At 38.5% G+C, this 25,238-nt stretch carries 19 protein-coding genes; 13 read left to right on the top strand and 6 right to left on the bottom strand.

Features of this window, described 5'->3' with window-relative positions; translation table 11 throughout:
• Positions 1–78 precede the first annotated feature (78 nt).
• Entirely contained in the window at positions 79–999 is a 921-nt protein-coding gene (locus HMPREF1210_RS07830) for a DMT family transporter (protein ID WP_016428109.1), read from the top strand.
• Between the two features lie 173 nt (positions 1,000–1,172).
• Here the strand turns inward: HMPREF1210_RS07830 and HMPREF1210_RS17615 are convergent, their stop codons facing one another.
• Positions 1,173–1,400: a hypothetical protein gene (locus tag HMPREF1210_RS17615; RefSeq protein WP_081637793.1), complete on the bottom strand. Its 228-nt coding sequence runs from the start codon at positions 1,398–1,400 to the stop codon at positions 1,173–1,175.
• A gap of 58 nt (positions 1,401–1,458) precedes the next feature.
• Entirely contained in the window at positions 1,459–2,013 is a 555-nt protein-coding gene (locus HMPREF1210_RS07825) for a helix-turn-helix domain-containing protein (protein WP_016428107.1), read from the bottom strand.
• Between the two features lie 290 nt (positions 2,014–2,303).
• On the opposite strand from HMPREF1210_RS07825, the gene HMPREF1210_RS07820 reads away from it, so the two are divergent.
• The 4 genes from HMPREF1210_RS07820 to HMPREF1210_RS18020 are packed head-to-tail and all read left to right on the top strand — an operon-like array spanning position 2,304 to position 6,006.
• Positions 2,304–2,963 (top strand): GntR family transcriptional regulator, encoded by a 660-nt coding sequence (locus HMPREF1210_RS07820; protein WP_016428106.1) that lies wholly within the window; start codon positions 2,304–2,306, stop codon positions 2,961–2,963.
• Positions 2,964–2,970: 7 nt separating this feature from the next.
• Complete coding sequence (locus tag HMPREF1210_RS07815; protein WP_016428105.1) at positions 2,971–4,146, top strand: aminotransferase class I/II-fold pyridoxal phosphate-dependent enzyme; 1,176 nt, start codon at positions 2,971–2,973, stop codon at positions 4,144–4,146.
• Between the two features lie 50 nt (positions 4,147–4,196).
• Complete coding sequence (locus tag HMPREF1210_RS07810; RefSeq protein ID WP_016428104.1) at positions 4,197–5,816, top strand: M20/M25/M40 family metallo-hydrolase; 1,620 nt, start codon at positions 4,197–4,199, stop codon at positions 5,814–5,816.
• A gap of 40 nt (positions 5,817–5,856) precedes the next feature.
• A complete protein-coding gene (locus tag HMPREF1210_RS18020; RefSeq protein WP_155974207.1) occupies positions 5,857–6,006 on the top strand; it encodes a hypothetical protein in 150 nt (49 codons plus the stop codon).
• A gap of 574 nt (positions 6,007–6,580) precedes the next feature.
• On the opposite strand, the gene HMPREF1210_RS07800 is transcribed toward HMPREF1210_RS18020, so the two are convergent.
• A complete protein-coding gene (locus tag HMPREF1210_RS07800) occupies positions 6,581–7,582 on the bottom strand; it encodes an NERD domain-containing protein (protein WP_016428103.1) in 1,002 nt (333 codons plus the stop codon).
• A 189-nt stretch (positions 7,583–7,771) separates the two neighbouring features.
• Here HMPREF1210_RS07800 and HMPREF1210_RS07795 point away from each other — a divergent pair, with 189 nt between their 5' ends.
• From HMPREF1210_RS07795 to HMPREF1210_RS07785, 3 genes are all read left to right on the top strand, one after another.
• On the top strand, positions 7,772–8,821 hold the full coding sequence (locus HMPREF1210_RS07795; RefSeq protein WP_016428102.1) for an S-layer homology domain-containing protein: 1,050 nt from the start codon (positions 7,772–7,774) through the stop codon (positions 8,819–8,821).
• A gap of 502 nt (positions 8,822–9,323) precedes the next feature.
• On the top strand, positions 9,324–9,785 hold the full coding sequence (locus tag HMPREF1210_RS07790; RefSeq protein ID WP_016428101.1) for a VanZ family protein: 462 nt from the start codon (positions 9,324–9,326) through the stop codon (positions 9,783–9,785).
• A 150-nt stretch (positions 9,786–9,935) separates the two neighbouring features.
• Entirely contained in the window at positions 9,936–12,110 is a 2,175-nt protein-coding gene (locus tag HMPREF1210_RS07785; protein ID WP_016428100.1) for a 5'-nucleotidase C-terminal domain-containing protein, read from the top strand.
• Positions 12,111–12,310: 200 nt separating this feature from the next.
• Here the strand turns inward: HMPREF1210_RS07785 and HMPREF1210_RS07780 are convergent, their stop codons facing one another.
• Complete coding sequence (locus tag HMPREF1210_RS07780; protein ID WP_016428099.1) at positions 12,311–13,030, bottom strand: hypothetical protein; 720 nt, start codon at positions 13,028–13,030, stop codon at positions 12,311–12,313.
• 179 nt (positions 13,031–13,209) lie between these two features.
• On the opposite strand from HMPREF1210_RS07780, the gene HMPREF1210_RS07775 reads away from it, so the two are divergent.
• The 5 genes from HMPREF1210_RS07775 (at position 13,210) to HMPREF1210_RS07755 (ending at position 22,286) form a co-directional block, all read left to right on the top strand.
• Positions 13,210–15,153 carry an S-layer homology domain-containing protein gene (locus HMPREF1210_RS07775; protein ID WP_016428098.1) on the top strand — a complete coding sequence of 648 codons (1,944 nt, stop codon included), beginning with the start codon at positions 13,210–13,212 and terminating at the stop codon, positions 15,151–15,153.
• A 176-nt stretch (positions 15,154–15,329) separates the two neighbouring features.
• Positions 15,330–16,790: an N-acetylmuramoyl-L-alanine amidase gene (locus HMPREF1210_RS07770; RefSeq protein WP_016428097.1), complete on the top strand. Its 1,461-nt coding sequence runs from the start codon at positions 15,330–15,332 to the stop codon at positions 16,788–16,790.
• A 94-nt stretch (positions 16,791–16,884) separates the two neighbouring features.
• Positions 16,885–18,789, top strand: coding sequence for a S8 family serine peptidase (locus tag HMPREF1210_RS07765; protein ID WP_016428096.1), 1,905 nt, complete (start codon positions 16,885–16,887; stop codon positions 18,787–18,789).
• Positions 18,790–18,973: 184 nt separating this feature from the next.
• Positions 18,974–19,996, top strand: a complete 1,023-nt coding sequence (locus tag HMPREF1210_RS07760) for a C40 family peptidase (protein WP_016428095.1) — start codon at positions 18,974–18,976, stop codon at positions 19,994–19,996.
• Positions 19,997–20,246: 250 nt separating this feature from the next.
• Positions 20,247–22,286, top strand: coding sequence for an S-layer homology domain-containing protein (locus HMPREF1210_RS07755; protein WP_016428094.1), 2,040 nt, complete (start codon positions 20,247–20,249; stop codon positions 22,284–22,286).
• Positions 22,287–22,486: 200 nt separating this feature from the next.
• Here the strand turns inward: HMPREF1210_RS07755 and murJ are convergent, their stop codons facing one another.
• A complete protein-coding gene (gene murJ / locus HMPREF1210_RS07750) occupies positions 22,487–24,007 on the bottom strand; it encodes a murein biosynthesis integral membrane protein MurJ (RefSeq protein WP_016428093.1) in 1,521 nt (506 codons plus the stop codon).
• Between the two features lie 54 nt (positions 24,008–24,061).
• Positions 24,062–25,234 (bottom strand): glycosyltransferase family 4 protein, encoded by a 1,173-nt coding sequence (locus HMPREF1210_RS07745; protein WP_016428092.1) that lies wholly within the window; start codon positions 25,232–25,234, stop codon positions 24,062–24,064.
• Positions 25,235–25,238: the final 4 nt, after the last annotated feature.

The following is a 25,238-nucleotide window of genomic DNA, read 5'->3' as shown; positions in this document are numbered from 1 at the left end:
ACCTTTCCAGCGCCGGCGTCGAGCTAAAGTAGCGCTTATGCTTTTCCTAGAACGAAGAAATGGTGAGGTGAAAACCACGTGAAACAATGGAAAATCTATGGCATACTCGTTTTCGTTATGTTCATATGGGGCTTTAATTTGCCTGCCGTAAAATATTTAGTTAGCGAAGTGCGTCCTGTAACAATGACTGCCTTTCGCATTTTTTTAGCCAGTTTAACCGTATTTTCGATTTTAGCGGTACTTCGCATCGTCAGAAAACCGACAAAACAAGAATGGAAATTCATTGTCCTTGGTGCACTTCTTAATGTTGTGTGCCACCATTACTTTTTGTCGATCGGACTGACCATGACGACAAGTTCGAATGCCGGTTTAATTCTTGGCACAGGTCCAGTACTAACCGCGGTATTAGTGTCAATGATTATGAGGATCTATCCCTCTAGATTGCAATGGGTAGGAGTAATACTCGGATTGTTCGGAGTCAGCGCAACAGTACTAGCTGCAGGAGAAGGAACCTCTGGGTTATCTTTTGGTGATGTATTCGTGTTTCTATCCATATTGACACAGGTTTTCAGTTACTTGGTTATCAGTAAAGCTGCAAAAACACTGGATCCCCGATTGCTTACAGCTTACATGTTCTTAATCGGATCATTCGTATTGTTCTTGATCAGTTTGTTCCAGGAACCTGGAGAAATTCGAGCATTTTTAGAAGTTCCACCGATGTTTTGGGTAGCATTCTTTGGAAGTGGCATGATTGGAACAGCAGTTGGACATATGCTATATAACTATTCAGTAGGAAAGGCCGGCCCTTCTAAAGCAGCCATTTTCATGAATTTGAATACATTGTTCACCTTGGTGGGTTCATCTGTATTTCTTAATGAAACCATCACAAGTCGTCATATTTACGGACTTGTTTTGATTGTCGTAGGCGTAATATTGGGCTCTGGTGCTGCTGAAGATATTTGGAGAAAATATAAATTGAAAAAGTCCCTCTCAGAGTGAGAAGGTTATAAAATGAGGGTCTTCCGAGTTTGTGGAAGGCTCTTTTTTGATGGGACGCGAACAGAAAGTGTGGAAGCGCGAATAGAAAGGGAGAAACCGCGAATAGAAGAGTCGACACCGCGAATAGACCACTCAAAACCGCGAATAAAAAAACCACTCCCAATTGGAAGTGGTCAGTAAGTGCGTTTATTCATTCGATCGGCAACTTGGTATGCGTCGTACATTCCCCATATCCAAACAAGCGGGAAAGTGATGAAGCCAATCAATACGAACATTAATAATGAGTTGATTAGTTGAACGCCAATCAAGATTAAGCCTTTCATGATTTGGCCGTTATATATTTGCCCGACACCGGTCCAAAAGAAACTTAATACAGCGGCAATGCCTGGGTTTTTTAGAATGAATTATTCCTCCTTATGATTCTCATACATAAGTATATGGATGACAGGCGAAAAAGATTCAAAAAGGATGAGTCATGGCCCAAATTGCTGTTGCTATTTGTGGACTGACATTTTCAAAACGATGAGGCAGATTGCTGTTGAAGTAAATACTGTCCCCTTCAAAAAGTTCATATACTTCTCCATCGACCTCTACACGAATTTGCCCTGACAATAAATACCCACATTCTTCCCCCGTGTGAAACATCAAGGGATTTTCTGATTGTTCACCTGGTTCTAAAATCAATTTAAAAAAGTTGATTTGTTTCCCTTGAGTAGGTGACAGGTGTTGATATGTAACATTCGGACGCAGTTGCTTCATTTCAGGCTGTTCATTATTACGTAGAACTGTAACGATTTCTTGCTTTTCTTCTACAAAGAATGTGAAGACGGGAACTTTTAAGCAATGACTCATTTTCCACAATGTATCCAGTGAAGGCGATACTTGTCCACGTTCTATTTGAGATATCATACTTTGGCTGACCCCAGCTTTTTTCGCTAAATCATCCGCAGTAAATCCTTGCGATTTTCTTAAATACCTAATTCTTTTACCAACTTCCTCTTTTGGAAAGTCCATGTTCTAAACCCCCATTCAGTTACTTAATGACGCACTCTATCACTTATCTATCATTTTACACAATATGCTAATAAATGGGTTTAAAAAATATTAATAATTCTTAATTAATAATTATTTATTGTTATAAAATATCGTGGATAATTAGTAATACAATGTTGTCTTCATCTGCATTTGATAAATTATGACAGAATTTATCAAACAATCACTCTATACTTTGAGACACCAGTACGTTATAATTCACATATACTGTATACAGAATACAAGTTGTTTTTGAAAGAGGTTGACATCTGTTGAGAAAGATAAAAAAATCCGATTCATTAGCGGATCAAGCCTATGATTTAATCCGCAAAGATATTTTGACGGGCACTCTTGCGCCTAATGAAGAACTGCGTGAAGAAAAATTTGCATTGGAATTGGGCATAAGTCGTACACCACTTCGGGAAGCAATTCGCCGGTTAGCAACTGATGGACTCGTGGTCTTACAAACTGGCAAACCGGCGAGTGTTTCATCCTTCACGAAAGAGGATGCACTTCATCATATGGAAGTCCGTAAGTTACTCGAAACGTACAATATTGAGCAAGTTGTCAAATTTACAACGCCAGAATTTCTTAAATCTCTGAAAAGTAATCTTAAGCTTCAAAAACGGGCAGCGGAGAAAAATGACTTTCATGAATTTATTGAACTGGATCGGGAGTTTCACCTATTATTGGCTGATCAAAATCCGAATACAAAATTATGTGAAATGATTTATACCATCAATACTGGCGTTAATCGTGCCTTTTTAATCCTCGCGAATACGTACCCCGTTTCTGCAATGGAAGCTAGCGGGGAGCATGAAGACATCGTCAACGCTCTTGAAAAACAAGACGTATCTAGTGCCATAAATGCCATGCTGGAACATATGGATAATATTGAAAGAAGATTTCTTCATTACTATGAGAAGGGTTGAAGATTCCATGCCACTTACGATAAATGAACGCATTACCAAAATTGCCGTTTCAGGCATCCGTCAGTTTTCCAATCAGCTTGTACATTATCCGGACGCAGTGAATTTAACGATAGGCCAACCAGATTTCCCAACACCTGAAGCTGTCAAACAAGCAGGGATTGCAGCTATTTCTAATGACTTGACTGGGTATTCCCATAATGCCGGCATGATTGAGTTGCGCAATGCGGTCAGTCGCTTTTTCTTGGAGAAATATGAATTTGCATATAAAGCGGAAACTGAAGTTATCGTCACAATCGGTGCAAGCGAAGCCATTGATGTGGTTTTCCGAACCATCCTGGAAGAAGGAGACGAAGTGATTCTGCCGGCGCCATGCTATACAGGTTACGCTCCAATCATTACCATGTGTGGTGCAAAGGTAAAGTACTTAGATACTTCAGATACAGACTTTCAACCATCTCCCGAACGTCTGAAAGCTTTAATTAGCGAGAAGACGAAAGCCGTTCTATTCAATTTTCCATCAAATCCGACAGGTGTCACCATTGATTCCAAGCAAATGGATGCCTTGGCGGATGTATTGAAAGAGCAGGAAATCTATGTATTGTCCGATGAAATATACAGTGAAAACACTTTTTCTGGCGAACATCGATCCTTTGGTTCGTATCCAGAATTAAGAGACCGTTTGTTCCTCATTCACGGATTATCAAAATCTCACTCTATGACAGGCTGGCGCATCGGATTTTTATTAGGTCCTGAAGCACTTATGCAACATTGCATTAAAATTCATCAATACAATTCCGTTTGTGCACCAGTTCCGAGCCAATATGCAGCAATCGAGGCGCTTGGCAACAGCAGGGATGTTCCTGCTGAAATGAATAAAGAGTACATTGTCCGCCGTGATTACGTATATGGCCGACTGATTGATATGGGACTTGATGTGGTTAAACCGAATGGCGCTTTTTATATTTTTCCTTCTATTAAAGAATTCGGGATGACGTCCTTTGATTTTGCAACAAGTCTGTTGAAAGAAGGAGGCGTTGCATGTGTGCCAGGCAGTGCCTTCAGTGAATATGGTGAAGGTTTCCTTCGTATTTCATATGCATATGCAATGCCGGTATTGGAAAAAGGAATGGATCGAATGGAAACATTCATTTCAAAACAAAGGGAATTACGTAAAATCGTATAGGTTATGGCACCATTAAAAGATATTTGTTTTAAAAACAGGGGGAATACATCATGACAGAACTTAAGTGGTCAACACCAGAAGCACTCCGTACCTTGTTATGTGAAGTAGTCAGTTGGAAAAGTATGACGCTATCAGATGGAGAACGAGAATTTCCGTTTAAGGTTCAAGCGAAACTGCAGGATATTCCATACTTCCAAGATCATTATAAAAACATTGAATTAAGCGAGGCAGATCTTGGTCGGAAGTTTCTCACTGCTTTATATAAACATCCAGAAGCGAAAGAAACGATTGTGCTAATCAGTCATTTCGATACGGTTAATACCGAAGAATACGGTGACCTCGAAGCATTGGCCTTTGAACCGGAAATGTTGACGAAAGCCTTGCATGATGTAAAAGAAGAATTGCCTGAAGACGCCCGACTTGATTTGGAATCAGGTAATTATTTATTTGGTCGTGGCACGATGGATATGAAGATGGGTCTAGTATTGCATATGAGCCTCATCGAAAAAGCATGTCATGAACAATGGCCGGTCAATCTCCTGTTATTGACGGTTCCAGACGAAGAAGTAAACAGCTCTGGAATGAGAGCGGCTGTGTCCAAATTGATTGAATATCGTGAGCAACATGATCTCACATACAAGCTATTTTTAAACAGCGAGCCCGTTTTCGCACAACAACCGGGTGATGATAAATATTATTTGTATTCGGGATCCATCGGAAAAATTATGCCGTCAGCCCTTTTTTACGGTATGGAGACACATGTGGGAGAACCGCTTAGTGGAATTACGGCCAATTATATTGCTTCATTTTTAACGCAGCGTATGGAATATAATCCAATATTTCAGGAAACAGTTTTAGGTGAGAAGACCCCATTACCTGTAACCATTCAGCAAAAAGATTTGAAGATGGAGTATTCAGCGCAGACACCGTATCGTGCGAAAGCATTATATAATGTGTTTCTGATGAAACGCAATGCTGCTGAAATCATGTCGATTTTTGAAGGTGTTGCGAATGAAGCTGCGTATGAGTGCAACGCAAGCTATCAAGCGATTTGTACTCGTGAGGATGTAGCACCAGTTGGTGAGATACGGGTACTGAAGTACGAGGAATTGATGAATCACGCAGTTTCGAAATTTGGCTACGATTATGTAGAATTAGTCAAAACGACCGTTCGGGATCATCAGGAGTTGGATGATCGTGAAAAATCATTCCGAATCGTTGATACACTAATGATTCAATGTCAGGAGTTGGCACCTGCAATCGTACTCCTTTTTGCACCACCATATTATCCTGCAGTCAATACGAGTGACGATCCGTTAGTGGAAGAGTGTATGGAATTTATAAAAGAGCTGGGTAAGTCGGAATTTAATCTAGCGATTGAACAGATTCATTATTTTAATGGAATCTCTGATTTGAGTTACGTGAACTACGAAGATACAAATGGGGGATGGCAGGTGTTTGAAGCCAACACACCTGTATGGGGCGATACGTACTCCATTCCCTTTAATGAAATGCGAAATCTAAAAGCTCCAGTTCTCAACGTGGGACCCTTCGGAAAAGACGCACACAAACGTACGGAACGGCTGCACATCCAAAGTGCATTCGTTGAATTGCCACAGTTACTCGAGAATTTAGTAAAAAAAGTCCTTTTGGAAAAAATAGAAGCCTGACCCAATCCCTCACTCTCTGATAGAGTGGGGGATTTTTGTAATGTTTTTCAGGATATCAACTGGGGATATCAAGGATTCGCGGGTGGGTATCGAGGATTCATCGTGTGATATCTACATTTCAATAGGTGATATTTGGGCTTATCGCTGGAATCAAGGATTCGCGGGTGGATATCGAGGATTCGTCGTGTGATATCTACATATCAATAGGTGATACCTCAAATTGGCCAGTGTTTATCTAGAAATCGAGGACTCATATCTAAAATTCACGAAATCCGCACAATTCAAACGCGCTGAAATGGTGCCATTTGCGTCGCAAATGGCACGTTTCTGTGGGTGTATCGCTGGAACCAAGGATTCGCGGGTGGCTATCGAGGATTCGTCGTGTGAAATCTACATTTCAGAAAGGGATAACTTGAAATGGACAGTGTTTATCTAGAAATCGAATATTCATATCTAAAATTCACGAAATCCGTGCAATTCAAACGCGCTGAGTTGGTGCCATTTGCATCGCAATTGGCACGTTGCTGTGGGTGTATCGCTGGAAACAAGGATTCGCGGGTGGAAATGAAGGATTCGTCGTGTGATATCTACATTTCAATAGGTGATATCTCAAATTGGCCAGTGTTTATCTAGAAATCGAGAACTCATATCTAAAATTCATGAAATCCGCGCAATTCAAACGCGCTGAAATGGTGCCATTTGCATAGCAAATCGCATGAAGTTTATCAATCAATAACTCTTACTTACAATAGAAAAGCTTCCGGTCATTCCCGGAAGCAAGCTTTTTCCTTTTTGGATAGAAAGCGATGCATTTCTTCAGCATTTACATGATAGATTGTTCCCTTATTTTGACCTGAGTAAGGGAAGTTTGATTTTTTCATAAAATAACCGACCGAATAGGATTTGTCTACACCTGCAAATAAACGTAATTGTCTATTTGTAATCTGATTGCCTACCAATGTAAACCAATCTATCATCGTATCGTAAAAAGGGTTGTCAGGAGTATGAAGACATGAGGAGCATACATATACTCGATTACTTTTTTTCAATAAGCGGCTCTCACACTTCGGGCAGAAAATTCCTTTAAGTAGTTCAGAGGGATGTATTCCATATTTTTGGCATGCAGTTGCGTGTTCGAAAGGTCGATTTGATTCTTGTAATTTCTTAGAAAGTGTTTGAAATTGATAATGAGTAAGTTGCTGCGGAAGCTTATTTAATTTCCGAAGAATTATAGGTAACTCTTTTGCAAAATGAATACCCCGATTCTCAGCTCCAATTAGTAAGGTGGAAGCAAAGGGGAAACTGACAATTCGATGTACAGGTAATTGTGTATCATGCTTTGCAAACCAATCTAGCAAATTCCCGACATAATAATCTGCTTGAACGGTAGGACAATCCATTGATCTTACGATGCCATCTTTTGTTTGTAATACTTGTCCGACTTGTTGGAAGGATATTGTTCCACTCCAATTCTTTACTTCTATTATTAATGCATAAGCGGTTGTGAATATTAAAATATCAATTTGGGTGGAAGGAATGTCTTTTTCATGGATTCGAATATTGGGAAGTAATATATGGGGGATAGGGAAGTGAATGGTCGATAAGACAGAATCAATATATGCTTCTCCAGCATGACCTGCGTTGGAATTATACAAATCTTGATTAATGTCGGTAAATTGGGGGTGATTTACCGATAATCGACGATGCAATCGCCGAAGGGAAAATAATCCTGCAGGAATATCTCGATTTAGTTGAATAAAAATCATCTCCTTTTTATGAATTTATCAAATATTATGATATCTAACAAGATTTATTAAAACTTATCACCTTACACCAACATAGATCCCTTCAAATTTCAACAATCTTCCAATATCATAGATTTATTTTCGTGCCTCCTTATCCTCATTAAAATTATTCTATTTTTTGGTAGAGTAATATGGAGAGGATGTGGGAGAATGAAACCCGTAAAGTTTATTGTTGCGGCATTACTCGCTATTACTTTGTTCGTTCCGACAAGTAGTCAAGCTGCTGGTTTTCCGGATGTTTCAACGGAACATTGGGCATATAGCTCAATTATAAAGCTTTCAAATGCAAAAATAATTAATGGATATAGTAATGGGACGTTTGGTCCGAACAATCAAGTTACCCGTGCACAAGCCGCAAAAATATTGGCGAGTGCGTTAAAGCTACCGCTTGATTCAACTTTCAAAACGAGTTATCAAGATGTACCTTCAACGCACTGGGCATTTAAAGAAATACGCGCTTTAACTGAAAAAGGAATCTTTTCAAATGCGACAACATTTAACCCTGATGCACCATTGAGTCGTGCGCAAATGGCCAAAGTTCTGGTAGTGGCATACCAAATTAAAATTGACGATAATAACCAAGTTACTTTCAAAGACGTGCCACAAGACAACTGGAAACCATTCATTACTACGCTGGCGGAAGTGAAAATTTCTGAAGGAGTTTCATGGAATTATTTCAGTCCGTACGCCAAAGTCACCCGTGCGCAATTGTCGGTCTTCATCGATCGTGCGATGACTTGGGATCAAAAACGAGATTCAGGTGTGATTAAGTATGACAGCACAAATAAAGTCTATGTCGATTCCACGCTTGCAATTGATGATACCGCAAAACAAACTATTCACTTGGTGAATCTCGAACGCGCGAAAGCGGGTCTTCCTGCATTAGCGGCAGATGCACCATTATCTAAAATAGCCACAGTAAAAGCGGAAGACATGGTAAAAAACAATTATTTCGATCATATCTCTCCAACGTATGGGAAGCCTTGGGATATGGCTGAGAAGTTCGGCTATAGTTATAGCAGCTTCGGAGAAAACATTGCATATGGTCAACGAACACCGCAGGAAGTTGTAACTGCGTGGATGAATTCACCAGGTCATAAAGCCAATATTTTAAACAAAGACTATACCAATATCGGTGCTGGAATAAAGAAAGATTCCAATGGCCAAATCTATTGGGTGCATATGTTTTCTAGTAAATAAATATGAAAAATAATGTGGCAGTCTAACTTAGACTGCCATTTTTCTATGTTATGAAGGGTGTAACCAATTCCAGATAAGCCAGCAGAAATACAGATATCGTCGGACGAAATGTAGATAACAATTTACTTCGATACCAATTCCAGAAAACACACCACGAATTCTAGATAACGCTAATCGAAATCTAGATAAGTCATCACGAAATACAGATATCTGCGGACGAAATGTAGATAACAATTTACTTTGATACCAATTCCAGATAACACACCACGAATTCGAGATAGCGCTAATCGAAATCCAGATAAGTCATCACGAAATACAGATATCTGCGCACCAAATGTAGATAACAATTTACTTCGATACCAATTCCAGATAAAACACCACGAATTCGAGATAAAGCATCTCGAAATGTAGATAACCATGCACGAAATGCAGATTTCCAACTCCTGATCCACAATCACCCTTCAGCACGAATAAATCTAGGAAGTGTGCTAAACTTGAAAATATGAAAAAGTACATTCTATTTATCTTCATCCTAGCAACACTATTTTATTCTTCTGCACAAACGTATGAAGAACAGTCGTTGATTCCTGACCTCATGAGATGGCTCCCGAACGAACCTTTTAAAGGTGGTTTATCTCTTTTGCAAATTCCTTATTGGGGGACAATCGTTTCTGTGGAAGAACGTGGTTACCATGCATTTATTGAATTTCTAATCAGAAAAGGAGCACATGTTGTTACGTTTGGTGCTCTTGCTATTGCCGCGTATATCATGGTAGGGCGCTTAAGGGTGGCATTCATCCTTACAGTAGTACTGGCGATTGCTGATGAATTTCATCAATCACTGACAGGCGGGCGGACACCAACCATACATGATGTTTTGTTGGATTCATTTGGTGCGGGTTTGGCATTAATCTCTATTTATTTCATTGAAAAGTATAGGTCTAAAAAAAAGAAGTCCATTTAAAATGGGCTTCTTTTTTACATGATAAGAAAACGCTTGCAAAAAAATGAAGATTTTGTAAATAAACTATATTATTAATGGGAATATTGGTAAAATTAATAGGGTAAGAGTTTTTACCTAATAACCTACATATTCGAAGGAGGAAATTTGTACATGTCGAAATTGTCTAATAAGAAATTCTTAGCTACTACTGTTACTGCTGCGGCCGTTGCCATGGCTTTTGCTCCAGTTGCATCAGCTGACGAAATGAAATTCACTGATGTAGGTGAGAAATATAGTGATGCGGTTAACTTTTTGGTGGGAAGCGGTATATCTAAAGGGCTAACTGATACACAATTCGGTGTTAGCAAAAACATTGACCGAGTAGATGCAGCGGTTCAAGTTGCACGTGTATTAGGTTTTTCTGAAGACGGAAAGTATAAGAGCTCTGGATTCACTGATGTACCAGCTCGTGCAAAATGGGCAGTTGATGCATTGGTAGAAGCGAAGATTGTAAACGGTAAGACGAATAAATCGTTTGGCTCTTATGACGATTTGACTCGTGATGAAACTTCTAAGATATTAGCAAATGCTGCTAAGCTACCAATCGATGAGAGCGTTACAAAGACTAAATTTACAGATGTAAATCCTAGATTTGCAAAATATGTTGATGCACTTGTTAAAGCTGGAATCACAAATGGACAAACAGAAACAAAGTATGGTTCATGGTACGCAGTGAGACGTGGTGAACTTGCGTTGTTCCTTGATCGTGCAAAAGAACATTTTGGTTTCTATGATTTAACTGTCATGCATACAAATGATACACATGCATACCTGGAAACAGCTCCATTCCGTGCTACTGCAATTAAAGAAGTACGTGCAGAAAATGAAAACAATATTTTACTAGATGCTGGTGACGTATTCTCTGGAGATCTTTACTTCAACGCATTTGAAGGCGCTGCAGACGTTGCGATGATGAACTACCTTGGTTATGATGCCATGACTTTTGGTAATCATGAATTCGATTTGGGATCTTCAAAAGATGGTCACAAGTCTTTAACAGAATTCATCAAAAATGCAAAATTCCCATTGGTATCTGCTAACGTGGATTTCTCGAAAGACCCATTGTTTGACGGACTTCAATCAAAAACTTACGCTTCATCATACAAAGATGGACAAATCTATAATGGTGTGGTTTTAGATGTTAATGGTGAAAAAGTCGGTGTGTTTGGCTTAACAACTGAAGAAACACCAACAATTTCTTCAACAGGGAAAGTTGAATTCAAGAACTACATTGAATCGGCAAAAGCTTCTGTAAAAGCACTTCAAGAACAAGGCGTAGATAAAATTGTCGCACTTACTCATCTTGGTTTAGATGATTCCTTGAAGTTTGATAATGACTTGGAATTAGCGAAACAAGTTGAAGGTATCGATATTATTGTTGGGGGCCATACACATTCGAAAATTTCTGCTCCGGTAGTATCTAAAGCGTTCGACGCTCCAACAGTTATCGTAACTGCAAATGAATATGGTAAATTATTAGGAACTCTTGATGTTACTTTCAACAAAAAAGGCGAAGTTTCAGTCTTTGCTGGAGAATATTTAGAAATGAAAGCTGAAAACTTTGCTGCTGATGAAGGCGCTGTGAAATTATTGGCTCCGTATAAAGCAGAAGTTGAAGCTATTAAAACTCAATCTACAGGTACAACAGCAGTAGCGATGTTAGATGGACAACGTGCTGGTGATACAGAAGGCAAGTCAAGTGTTCGCTTCAATGAAACAAACCTTGGAAACTTGATGACTGACGGTATGCTTGCAAAAGCAAAAGGTATCAATAAAGATACGGTAATCGCTCTTCAAAACGGTGGGGGTATCCGTAGTTCAATCGATGCGGGTGACATTACAGTTGGTGAAGTATTGAAAGTTATGCCTTTTGGTAATGCATTGGCAATCATAGACCTAAAAGGCTATGAAATCAAAGCTGCTTTGGAACATTCAGTGTCTCAAGCACCAAAAGAAAACGGTGCATTCTTACACGTATCTGGCATGAAATTTGAGTATGATAGTTCAAAAGAAGCGGGCAAACGTGTAACAAAAGTTCAAGTTAAAGTTGGAACTGAATATGTGGCTCTTGAAGATGCGAAAAACTACTTCGTAGCAACTAACACATTCACCGCTAAAGGTGGAGACGGTTACGAAATGTTCAAAACGGCTTACAATGAAGGTCGTGTGTCTGAACCAGGTATCGTTGATTACACAAGCTTCATCGATTACATCAAGACATTGGATAAAGTTGATCCAAAAGTAGAAGGTCGCATCGTTGACGTTGCTACTCCTGCAGCTAAATAATTAAGTAAATGAATAAATTGTAAAATACCCCCGGCATCTTTTGATGTCGGGGGTATTATTTTTTGAAATGATGAAATGAGTGAGGATATGTCATTGTATTTTAAATAAGAGTTTATAATAAACAACTCAATAATAGTAATGTTTAATAGCTAATTTTTCTATTAAAAAAACCTGACCGGTATTTCGGTCAGGAAGACTTATTATCTATTCATTGCCTTATCTAATAGTGCGCTACGTCGAGCTTCTTTTTCAGCTTCATAGTCATTTATTAAACTTTGAGCGTGGGACTTTCCATAACCATTTGCTACAAGTTCCTTTTCAATAACTGAAATTGCTGAGTAAAATACTTTGTCTGTTCGGCCTTCCAATTCAGAAGCAGCTGAAGTGTATTTGTTGTAGAAGTAAGCGTAGTTAATTGATTCACCATTTGCTTTTTTTCCTTGATACTCTGAATATGCACGACCAACTAATGCATCAATACGGCTATTTGCCTGAGATTGCAGACTCGACATTACGGGTTCATATTTCTGTTTAATAGAAGCAACTGTTACACCACTATCAGGGGTGTTGCCTGTGCTGGATCCACCGTTTGATGAATTACCAGTTGTACTCGTTTTTGTACCAGTAGAAGAGTCGTCATTTGTTGTTCCATTACTAGAATTTGTACCTGAAGATCCATTGTCAGTAGACACGACCGGAATATTATTGTTAACCTCCGATTCAACAATGTTGCCATCTTCATCTAATTCAATAGAAGTGCCATCTGGTAAGTCAATTTTATATGTTTCTTTAGTAATTTCTGTGACTTCTGAATCGGCTATATCATATTCCTTAATTTGAAAAATGTAAATTAAATATCCACCAACGATTAAAAATAAAGCTACGAAAGCAGCTAATATTTTCTTCCAATGCTTTTTCACGCGCAGACGCCTCCTAAATAAATTCTACTATAAGATTACCATAATTCGACATGAACAAAGTAGATTTATTGAAAAGACAATCCAATTTCGATATATTTGGTAAATTCGGTTGTGGTTGGAAAATCTATGGACTATAATAAACACTACGGAATAAGCAAATATAACCAAGAGGTGATTTAATGACTAAATTTTCTAGTGATAATAAGACTATAAAAGCAATAATCGCAGGAGCGGTTGCATTCACACCCGTGATAGCAGTAGGTATAAATGCCGAGAAGGCGAGTGCAGCAGAGCAGGATTCTCTACCTAGTAACGTGGAAACGTTCCTTAATCAATTAGATGTAGTTTATGCGGATCCAAGTTTGACTAAAGATGACTTATCTAAATTACATGCAGCCCAAAATTACTTAGCTGCCAAAAGTGACTGGGTAGATGTTGCAGAAAGAATGCTTAATAAAAGTACTTTAACTGCTGAAGAGCAGAAAGTTCTTACGTATCTTCTTCCTTTATTTGCCGCAAGTACAACAACTAACTTAAAAGCTTCTATTAATAGTTTCTACTCAAAGGTAAGTGATGCTGAATTACAAAAAGCATTTGATGTACAAGTAGGTTCTACTACATTTACAAAAGCTACTTTTACTTCATTCTTAGTAGAAACTGAAACTAAAGTTTTTACTAACTATGCGAACAATACAAAAGGGACAACTTTATTTAACGAATTTGTGAATGCACTAATTTCCCCAACAAGTTATCCAGATGTAAAAAAAGCAATTACAGATAAGTTCATATTAACTAGAGTTTTTGATGAGCTCCAAGATATCTTGAGTGTTGGAATAATTAATGACGCTAAACCTGCTTTTGCAAAAGTTGCGACTATTTATGACGGAAAATTCGGTGTCGACACAGGAAATCCAGGCGGTGGTACTCCAGGACCAACACCACCTCCAGTTGAGGTAAATAAAGATGAGGTATCAACGGGTGGATCAACAATTGAGTCAAATCCACAATCTGTAATCGATGCAATTACGAAAGCGGCAACTGTTGAAGCGTTAGTTGTTAAATTAGATGCTGGTGTTGAAGTTGTAAGTATTCCTGCAACAATATTAAGTGCTCTCAAAAACAAAAACGGTGAAGCGGTAGTTGTTATCGCTTCTGGAGACGCTACATATGAAGTTCCTGTTTCTCAGATTGACCTTTTGGCAGCTGCTGCGTCGCTAGGTGTTGCTTCTGCTGAATTAAAATTAGTAGTAACAGTTGATGAAGTCGCAAACCCACTAGCAGGTAAAGCTGGATTTAAAACACTATCTGATGCAATTGATTTCAAACTTTCATTAGTAGCACCGGATAATAAAACAATCGAATTGAAAAACTTCAGTAAACCTGTTCAACGTTCAATTAGTACTTCTACAACCTTAAACCCATTAACAACAGTTGGTGTGGTAGTCAATGCTGACGGTTCAGTCGTAGCAGTTCCGACATTTGTAGAAGATAAAGGAGCTAATCTTTACCGTAACAGTAACTCGGTTTACACACTAATTGAGAACTTCAAGACATTTAATGATGTAAATAACGGTAAAAACTGGTCAGAAGAATATGTTGAGAAATTAGCTTCTCGTATGGTAGTTAAAGGGACGACTGCAACAACATTCTCTCCAAACCGTGAAATTACACGTGGTGAGTTTGCTGCAATTTTATCTCGCGGTCTTGGATTAATTTCGAAATCTTCAGATGTTAAATTTACTGACGTCTCTTCAAAACAAGCTTTCAATCTTAATGGTGAAATTGCAGCAGTAGTTGAAGCTGGAATTGTTAAGGGTGATGCGAAAGGTAAATTCCGTCCATATGATGAAATTTCTCGTGATGAAGCGGCAATCATGATTAGCCGTGCACTTGATTTTATCGGCACTGATGGCGTTAAAGTAGACACGACTAAAAAGATTACGGATTTTACAGATTACCGTTACATCGGTAACACTGCACGACCACACGTTCAAAAAGTTTATCAAGCTGGATACATCAACGGTTACAGCAATGGAACGTTTGGTCCTTCACAAGATACTGAACGTGGCCAAATGGCGAAAATTCTTTATAACTTCTTACAATCTGTCAAATTCATTAACTAAATTACAAAAGACCTCACAGAGTGAGGTCTTTTGTAATTTATATTCTCCAATTAAAATACAGCAAACTAGAGTGAAAAGTCGATTATTGGTAAAATATAGACCAATAGAAACATAGAAATTTGGCAAATTTTATGTTACGATTTCGTTACAACATAGAAAAAGGAGAATTTTGCGATTTGAAAAAATTATGGTTGTATGCTTTCTTTGCTGCAGTATTCATTGGATTAGGGTTTCCTGTAACACAAGCTTCGGCTAACACATCATTTAGTGATGTTGGAACTACCCATAGAGCCCAAGAGGAAATCTATTATTTAGTAGAAGGAGGAATTGCGAACGGAATTTCTTCGACATCCTTCTCACCGAACCAACAAGTAACGCGTGGACAGGCTGCTGCTATGCTAGGGCGTGCACTTGGTTTGAATGGAGAGAAAAAGACAACATCCTTTTCAGATGTCTCTTCAAACTATTTTGCATCTGGTTATATTCAACAAATGGTAAATAAGGGGATTATTTCAGGTTACCCTAATGGCCAATTCCAGCCTAACAAAACTTTGACTCGTGGTGAAATGGCTCTTTTAATTAGTCGTTCATTTGGCTATGGAGCAAACTCTGTATCAATTGCTTCTTCTCGTCTGATGGAAAAAGGAATCGCTCAAGGTTATGCTGACGGTTCATTTGGTGCATCTGAGACGATTATTCGAGCAGACTTCTCTGTATTCTTAGCTCGTGGAATTCATAGTCAATTCCGTACGTCTGATGAACAAACGTTTAACCGTCCTATGTATGTAAATGTAGATAGTTTAAACGTCCGCACTGGTCCTAATACACAATACCCTTCTTTGGTAAAAGTAAACAAGGGACAAGTCGTTGAATATGGATATACAATTGGAGATTGGTCTTTCATACGTGTAAATGGAAAAGAAGGATTTGTACATAGTTCATATATCCAAATAGATGTGCCAGATCCGAATAATCCAAAGCCTCCTGTCGTAACACCGCCACCTACTACTGTACCTAGCGATTTAGTTGTCATCATCGATCCAGGTCACGGTGCACATGATCCAGGCGCTCAGGGGTTTGGTTATAAAGAAAAAGATGTCGTATTGAGCATTTCCAAATCAATTAAGACATATTTCGATAAAACACCAATTCAAGCAAAATTGACAAGATCCACAGATGTTTTTCTTGAGTTGGGGGCACGTACTAAATTTGCTTCACAAAACAATGGTGATATTTTCATCAGTATGCATGCAAATGCACTGAATGGTTCAGCAAATGGAACAGAAACTTATTATTATCGAACAGCTGCAACTAATCCATATGTAAATGATTCCAAGGCTCTTGCCACATATATTCAAAATCGTATGCTGGAAGCATGGGATTTGGCAGACCGTGGTGCTAGACCTGGGAACTACTATGTATTGCGTGAGAATACAATGCCTGCAGCTTTAGCAGAGATCGGATTTATCGATAACAAGACTGATAATGCGTATATCGCATCAACTACACGTCGTGATCAAATGGCAAAAGCTATCTTCATGGCAACTCTTGACTATTTCTACCACTATGAAGGGCGAAAAGATGTGTTACCATTATATAACACGGTAAACGGCAAACCTTCTCCTAAACTTCATTAAAACCAAAAACGCTGATCTAAAGAAAATTTAGGTCAGCGTTTTTCATATGAGTCAATTAAAAGTATAATGAGAAAAAAAGATAGGGGGCGATACCGTGAAATACATTGGGAGTATTGCTTTGTCTACGCTTTTACTTTTTGGGAGTTTACCCAATCATGAAGTAGTTGCTGAAACAACGCATCACATTCTAGTAAAAGTAAACGATAGTCAGAGAGAGTTACTCAATAATTACAAGATACTGCGTGAATTCGACACTATCCCGGTAGTTGAACTTGAAGTAACATCTTCACAACTGAATGAACTTAAGATGGATTCATCAAATGTTCAAATCCTGCCAGATTTTGATTATCAAATTTCAGCGGATTCAGTCCCAGTATCCTTTAAACAACTTAAAGTAACGCCTACACAAGTTACACCCTATACAGGAAAAGGCGTTAAGGTAGGCATTCTGGATACAGGAATTGACACGGAGCATTCCGATTTGTTTGTTCGTGGAGGCTTTTGCAGTTTAGAAGAGAAATGCCCACAATCTGTTTCTTACGATGATGACAACGGTCATGGAACACATGTTGCGGGAACAATAGCTGCGCTGAAGAATAATGCAGGTATTCAAGGTGTAGCGCCAAATGTTGAATTATTTGCAATTAAATCGTTAAATCGTAATGGAGGCGGTTCTACTGCCAGTTTAGTCGCTGGTGTAGAGTGGGCCATTAAGAATGATATAGATATTTTAAATATAAGTGTTACAACTAACGGGGATGACCCCGCTCTTCGCATGGTATTGGATAAAGCGTATCAAAGTGGGATGGTGCTAGTAGCCGCTGCTGGTAACGAGGGAGAGTCTTTGCAAAAAGATAGTGTTCAATACCCAGCAAAATATGACAGTGTCATCGGTGTTTCTGCTATAACTGCAACAAACGAGAAATTACTTGAATCTTCAAGTGGACCGGAAGTTGAAATTGCAGCACCAGGTTCATCTATAGTTAGTACATATCCGAGAAATTTGGATACAACGGATGGCCTAAAGAACGGATATTTTTCTCAATCAGGTACTTCTATGGCTGCTCCACATGTTACCGGAGTGTTGGCACTTTATAAAGAACGATTCCCAAATGCATCAAATGTAAAGTTGCGTCAAATGTTGCAAGTGACAGCCACGGATTTAGGTGCAGTAGGACGAGATGAAACGTTTGGGTATGGAGTCGCTACCTATGAGCCTATCATTACAGAACTACCATTCTTGGAATCCAAAGTAGCAAATGGTCAGATCTTGTTTACATTACAAAATAAAGATGCTGTGAGTAGTTGGAAGCTAACAGAAAATGGGACTACCCTAAAAGAAGTGGCAGGCTCAAAGTGGGAACTGTATCGTCCTGCGGGAACTTATTCATTTAATTTTACTTTTGTAATGAAAAATGGAGCTGCTATGACAGAAAAAGTGAATGTGACATTAAGAAATCCGGCGTTCACAGACTTGAATCAATCCCAGTGGTATTCAAGTCATATCAGCTATTTGTTCTTTAAAGAACAAATGAATGGTTATAAGGATGGATCATTTAAGCCATCTAAAGCAATTACAAGAGCTGAAGCAGTAGCATTACTTGGACGAGCAAAGGATTTGAATGGGGAAGAGAGAGTCACTTCATTTAAAGATGTAGGTTCTGGTAATTTTGCATCCGGCTACATCCAGTCTGCATTAGAAGAAGGAATTCTATCAGGTTTTCCGGATGGTACATTTAAGCCTAATCAAGCTGTGACTCGCGCAGAGATGGCCATTCTCATACAAAATGCATTCATGTTCCCAAGCGATCCTAATAAAGGTTTACCTTTTTCTGATATGAATACAGGCATGGCAAGTTATGAAGCCATTCAGGCATTAGTTCAACAAGGAATAGCAAAAGGTATTTCGACAACACAATTCCAACCTCATTTAAAAATGACAAGGTCAACGTACAGTGTGTTCTTAGCAAGAGCCCAAAAACCGACAGTCTTTAAATAAAAAAGAAAAACTCGAAGCGTTTATCGCCTCGAGTTTTTTAATATTCTGTCGATTGTTACACAATTGTAACCTAAACGTAAAGTAACTATCATGAAATGTCTGATATTATTTAAAATAGATTGTTAAAACTATAGAAATGAACCAGATATTATGTCTAGGTTCCAAAAATTACATGAGGTGGAAAATGAAGAAACGTATTACTCAGATGATCATCGCTGTGTTACTGATCTCAGTGGCGCCATTTATGACGACTCAAGCCAGTGCTTCAACAGGAAATGAAATCGTGAACTACGCTAAAACATTACAGGGCGTCCCATACCAATATGGTGGAATTACTCCATCAGGGTTTGACTGCTCTGGATATACATCTTATGTTTTCAAAAATACTGCTGGTATATCATTAAATAGAACAGCTGCCAATCAATATTCACAGGGCACTTCTGTTTCAAAATCAAATCTTCAACCGGGAGACTTAGTTTTCTTCGATAACTTGGGATACACATCACATGTAGGAATTTATATTGGAAATAGCCAATTTATCTCAGCAACCTCTTCTAAAGGAATTGCAATAGCGAGCATAAACGACCCATACTACTGGGGAAAATATTATATGGGTGCTAAACGAATTGGAAGTGCATCAGTTGCATCTACACCACCCGTAACAAATGGTAATTTCACGGATGTGAAGTCAACGCATCCAGCCTATGTAGCAATTAAGGAACTAAATATGGATGGTGTAATCAATGGTTTTGAAAACCAACAATTCCGTCCGAATGCTGAAGTTACTCGTGGACAAGCTGCCGCGATGGTAAATAGAGTATTAAAATTAACGCCTAAAAATCAATCTCGATTTTCTGATGTTCCAACAAATCATACTTTTGCAAAAGATATAGCGGCAATGAACGAAGCAGGTATATTAAGTGGTTATACTTCAGGAAGATTTGGAATGAATGATTCTTTAACAAAATCACAATTAGCCGTAATTTTAGACCGTGCATTCAAAATTTCTGCTGCAACAGAAAATCAAGTTCACACGGCCTCTATCTATAATGATGTTCCAAAAACGTATTGGGCTCACGATCCAATTGTTGCATTAAAAACAATTGATCAAACAACAGTTTTCCAAACATCGTATTACAAAGTTAATGCTGAAGCATCTCGTGCTGAATTCTCAGCAGCAGTGTACAGCGCTAAATTGGCAAAATAATATTATGTTCGAAGTCATTTGTCTAATAAGGCAAATGGCTTTTTTTTATTATTAATATCCCCAAATTTTGTAGGGTTAAACCTTTTAATTAATAAGAAGTCATTCGTACTAATTTAGACGAATGGCTTTTCATTTTGTTTCATTATATGGGTAAAAATCTTTATCTATTTTATAATTACCCAAAAAACCTTTTATTATACCAATTATTCTATTAAAATGGAAATAGTCACAATAATTGGAGGAAATGAGAATGAAACATATAAAGAAGGGTTTGCTTCTTGTGGTCATGTTCACGTTGGCATTTACGATGTTATTGACGACACAAAAAGTAAAAGCCGATAGCCATGATGATATTACCGGTACTTTAGCACCTGAGATGAGAGAAGCTGTTAAACGGGGAATATTGTTAGGTTATGGAGAAGGAAAATACGGCCAAGAAGAACAAGTAACACGTGCTCAATTTGCAGCATTCATAAAAAGGGCTTTGAATTTACCTGAAGCACAAGCCACTTTTAAAGATGTCACACCAAATATGACATTGGCTACTTCAGTTAATGCTGTGGCCGGTGCAGGTATTATGCAAGGGGTAACATCAGATAGATTTAATCCTGATGCCTTGATTACACGTGAGCAAGTTGCTTTGACCATTGAAAATGCATTGATCTACAGTAAAATGGAATTAGTTAAAAAAGAAACCCTATTTTCAGATGCTAGTTTAATGACCTCAGGAACGAAATTAGCAATTTTTCATGCAACTAATTACGGAATTATAAACGGTATTCCGAATGACGATGGGACAATGAGATTTGAACCGAAATCTAATGCGACTCGAGCGCAAGCAGCCGCATTTATCGTACGTTTCTTAGAAGCGAAAGAGAGCTATGTGCCAACACCACCCACGGTTCCAGAGCCAACACCTGAACCTAAGCCACCTATTGATACAACTAAATACTACAATGCCATCATTAAAGATGGTCAACTTGTGAAAGGGCAATCGGAATATATTACATACGATGCTGCAGCTTCTGCTTTCAGAAGTAACCCTTCTGCCAAAGCAATCTATAAAGGTAATGAAATGATTCAAATTAAAGAAGGTCTTGCTTATGCAAAGCATTACACGCCAGGATCAACAACTGTCATTTATTCAGATACTAGTTTTTCAAAACAAGCCACATATATTCAATATGGTAGAGAATTAAAATTACTAGAGTCCAATGACAGATATGTAAAAGTTCAAGCTGGTGGGACAATTGGTTTTGCAAAACAAAGTGAAATTGAATATATTCCGCAAGAGTTGATTACAAATAAAGATTACTACATGCCGTCATCTACAGGTGTGTTAACACATTTCACTTATAATCATGCCAATAAGTCATTTGGTTATGGTGGCTATCAAATTGGACCTGCACCAATATTTATGACGAATCTTCAAAAATATTATTCTCAGGATGGCGTCAATTTCTATCATGAAAATGGTGTTTTCGCAGGTCAGCACTATCCATATTTCCAATACTTATCAGCAAGAAGTAAAACGAACTATACAGCAGATGAATTGAATCTTTATATTATGGATCGTTTACAGACTGTTTCTTCAAAATATCCTACGGCATTAACCAAATCGAAGCTGATTGGGCTAGGTGCTTTCTTGAAAGAAGTGGAAAGTATTTATAATGTGAACGCACTCTTCATCCTTAGTGCGGCGATGCATGAGAGTGATTCAGGAATGAGTGTGAATGCACAGACGAAGAACAATCTTTTCGGTATTAAAGTATTCGATTCAACACCTGAAGATGGAGAATCATATATCAAACCTGAAGATAGTGTCGTGGCATTCGTGACACGTTATGTGAATTTAAACTATGGTCCACCTACTGGCTCATATGCTAAAGGTTTGGCACCTGGAAATAAATCTTCAGGTATGAATGTTCATTATGCTTCTGATCCAAACTGGGGAGCTAAGATTGCTCAATATATGTGGCGTGGGGATACTTTACTAGGTTACAAGGATAGTGGAGTAAATGCGAAACAATTGGCAATGACAGCTCATAATGGTGTAATCAACGTGAGGTCTACTCCTGAAGTCAAATCAGATAATCTATTATTCACATACAAAGCAAAAGATTTAGGTGCTAACAATAGCTTTGGTTATCCATTGGTGATTTTAGATGAAATCATTGGCACGGATGGATATAAGTGGTTTAAAGTGTTATCAGATCAAAATTCACCTGCAGATTTCGGGTGGATTCGTGAAAAAGATGCAAACAACACACTTGTAAAGAAAATTAACTAGCAAATAGGAAAGACCGTTTCGTATTTATACGAAACGGTCTTTTGAGTTTTATATTAAGGCAATTTTTTTATATATAAATTAGAGCGAATCAGATTCTTTTCTTCGGACGAACTTGCGAGCCTCCTCACTCATGATGATTGTCTAACAATGACTTTATCAAAAGAAAAAGCTTCTGGCACTGGCCAAAAGCTCACTAACTATTATTTAGATCGTTTCACCATACTCAACATGCGATTGAAGCCAGTCGGGTAAGTGACTTTTAATGACGCTGCATATACGATGATACCGATTGGCACAAGCACTGCTAGCTGGATTAGCGAATACCAATCCTCTGCACCTAAAGCAATCTTAGCTCCCCAAACCACAAGCCCCATAAGGACTGCAGGTATGATTACTCTGACACTCATGCGAGCAAATCGAGCAAATTCAGACATTCCTAAATCTCTGTATACCACAATCATAGACACGGTAAAGTAGTAAATGCTGACTACTGACGCCGAGACGGCGAGTGCAGGGTAGCCGTAATCATCAACTAACCACCAGTTTAATAAGAAGTTTAATAAAATTGTCGTGACACTGATTCGGAACACAACAGAAGTTTTCCCACGCGCATACATCGACTTGGATAGAATCAATTGCATGCCTTGGAAAACGATAATTGGTAGGTAAAATAACAAGGCAATATACGTATTATCTGTATCTTGCGCTGAGAATTTTCCACGCTCATAAATGAACGACACAGCAGCGTCACCAACAACCAATAAACCCACTGTAATTGGTAACAACGTAACAAGAGAAATTTCCATACCACGGAAAAAAGTATCTTTAAATTTCTTAATATCTTCCGTTTGTTCACTCATCAAAGTGAATATAATCGCGGCTAGAGTCGTCGCGTAAATCGCATTTGGTATGCTGATTAGAAGCGATGAGTTGTTTAAATACGTAACAGCACCGTCAGCGACACCCACACCAGATGCGAAAGCTTTATTGACGAACAGATTTATTTGTCCAACCACAGAGTTCAATAAAGAAGGGATAATCAATATAATGAAAGCTTTCTTGAAATCCGGCTCCATGGTGAAATCCAAACGCCATTTATAATCGGAACGACCTAGGAAGTATAACTGAATAACAACACCTAAAATCGTTCCGAATAAAAATCCGTAGACCAGTGAATAAATTCCCCATACTTCACTGAAGAAAATGGCGAAAATGGCTGCCATCAATGTAGCTAACAACTTCGCTAATTGTGAAGGTACAAATATGCGCCGGGACTGAAGATAGGAATCCAATAGTCCGGTTAACGCGATTAACATCATGAATGCAAAGAAAATCTGAGTCATTTCAACGGCATATGGCTCTATGCCTTCCTTCATATTGGGATAAATGACGGGAACAAACTGTTTCGCAAAAAACCATCCCAAAATACTGATAAAACCAAAGATGACCATTGTCCAGTTCAGGAGGGCATTCGCATTTTGTTCACTAGTATCCAATCCAGTTTTTTTACGTTTAATATACATTGGCAAAAATACATTATTGAAGCCTGTAGATATCATGGCCACCACTAATGTAATAAAACCGAAAGCGAGGAAGTAGCCATCTGTTTCATTTGATGCCCCAAACTCATTCGCGACTACTGCTTCACGAACGAACCCTGATAATTTCAGTAATAAAGCAAGTCCTGTTGACCATAACGCTGCTTTCTTCAAGTTACTCATCTTACACCTACCTATTTAGAAAAACTCCTTGCTATAGGAGCAAGGAGCCTTAGATTATTTAGAGATTGCACGTTTATAGATACTTTCATATTTTTCGGCAGCTGCGTAATGAGAATACTGGTCCACGATTTTTTTGCGCGCAGCATCAGCCAGCTGTGATCCTTCTTCACGGTTTTCAAGAAGGTGAATCATGGCATTTGAAAGATCTTCAATGTTTCTTTCTTCAACAAGTAGACCATCTTTTTCATGGTCAACAATTTCTTTTAATCCACCTACAGCACAAGCGATTAGTGGTACACCTGAGCCCATTGCTTCAAGAGCAGAAATGGATGTCGCTTCTTCAACTCCTGCACTATATATAGAAGGAACTAATACAACATCACTTAGAGCAAAGTACTCGATCATGTCTTTATGAGCTACGGCTCCTAGTAATGTAACGTTATCTGCTACGCCTAGTTCTGCAGCTTTAGATTTGATTTCATCAAACATTTCACCTGTGCCTGCAAATAGTACACGAGCGTTCGGGAATTTCTCCAAAACAGGCGGGAATGACAATACTGGATAAATAACGCCATTTTTACGAGTTAAACGACGTGGAACAAAGAAGATAAGTTCATCTTGATTTAAGCCATATTTGTCACGGAATTCACGGCGACGTTCAACTTCTGGTTTAAATGAATCTACATCAATGAAGTTTTTAATCATTGTTCCGTCAACGCCTGTTTCACGCTTCACATAATCTTTAATGCGTGTATCAACTGTAATGACTTCGCGCGTAGCCGTGTAACCTACACGTTCTACTGCCATTAGCTTGTCCGCATGTTTTGATCCTTCAGCAACAGATCCTTTTGAAATACCTTCATACGTTAAATAACCATGAACAGTGGTAACTGTCGGAAGACCTGCTGCAAGAGAAGCGCGAGTGGCGAATACGTCTTGCGCATTAACTACGTCATACGCTTTATATTTATCTTCACGTAACATTTTTTCGAGGAATGCCTGGCGACGTTCTAACGTCCACACATAACCAGCACCTAAAGAAATCTTGTTTAAAATAAACGACGGACCACGTGCGATAAAATCACGTTTCCATTTTGGTACATCAGAGAAAGATAAAGTATCCACTTGATGTCCACGAGCTTCAAGCCCGGATTGTAATGTTGTCATATGTGTCGAAAGGCCACCTAAATGAGGATAGTCATACGACGTGACTAATAATATTTTCATGAAT

This window comes from Paenisporosarcina sp. HGH0030, from assembly GCF_000411295.1.
Lineage (GTDB): Bacteria > Bacillota > Bacilli > Bacillales_A > Planococcaceae > Paenisporosarcina.
This window is presented reverse-complemented; position numbering and strand designations above follow the sequence as displayed.

Bases quoted from the DNA above. Each gene is read 5' to 3' on its own strand.
- HMPREF1210_RS07775 (WP_016428098.1), top strand. From the start codon at position 13,210: ATGACTAAATTTTCTAGTGATAATAAGACTATAAAAGCAATAATCGCA.
- HMPREF1210_RS07825 (WP_016428107.1), bottom strand. From the start codon at position 2,013: ATGGACTTTCCAAAAGAGGAAGTTGGTAAAAGAATTAGGTATTTAAGA.
- HMPREF1210_RS07800 (WP_016428103.1), bottom strand. From the start codon at position 7,582: ATGATTTTTATTCAACTAAATCGAGATATTCCTGCAGGATTATTTTCC.
- HMPREF1210_RS07785 (WP_016428100.1), top strand. From the start codon at position 9,936: ATGTCGAAATTGTCTAATAAGAAATTCTTAGCTACTACTGTTACTGCT.
- HMPREF1210_RS07760 (WP_016428095.1), top strand. From the start codon at position 18,974: ATGAAGAAACGTATTACTCAGATGATCATCGCTGTGTTACTGATCTCA.
- murJ (WP_016428093.1), bottom strand. From the start codon at position 24,007: ATGAGTAACTTGAAGAAAGCAGCGTTATGGTCAACAGGACTTGCTTTA.
- HMPREF1210_RS07795 (WP_016428102.1), top strand. From the start codon at position 7,772: ATGAAACCCGTAAAGTTTATTGTTGCGGCATTACTCGCTATTACTTTG.
- HMPREF1210_RS07790 (WP_016428101.1), top strand. From the start codon at position 9,324: ATGAAAAAGTACATTCTATTTATCTTCATCCTAGCAACACTATTTTAT.
- HMPREF1210_RS07755 (WP_016428094.1), top strand. From the start codon at position 20,247: ATGAAACATATAAAGAAGGGTTTGCTTCTTGTGGTCATGTTCACGTTG.
- HMPREF1210_RS18020 (WP_155974207.1), top strand. From the start codon at position 5,857: ATGTTTTTCAGGATATCAACTGGGGATATCAAGGATTCGCGGGTGGGT.
- HMPREF1210_RS07745 (WP_016428092.1), bottom strand. From the start codon at position 25,234: ATGAAAATATTATTAGTCACGTCGTATGACTATCCTCATTTAGGTGGC.
- HMPREF1210_RS07810 (WP_016428104.1), top strand. From the start codon at position 4,197: ATGACAGAACTTAAGTGGTCAACACCAGAAGCACTCCGTACCTTGTTA.
- HMPREF1210_RS07815 (WP_016428105.1), top strand. From the start codon at position 2,971: ATGCCACTTACGATAAATGAACGCATTACCAAAATTGCCGTTTCAGGC.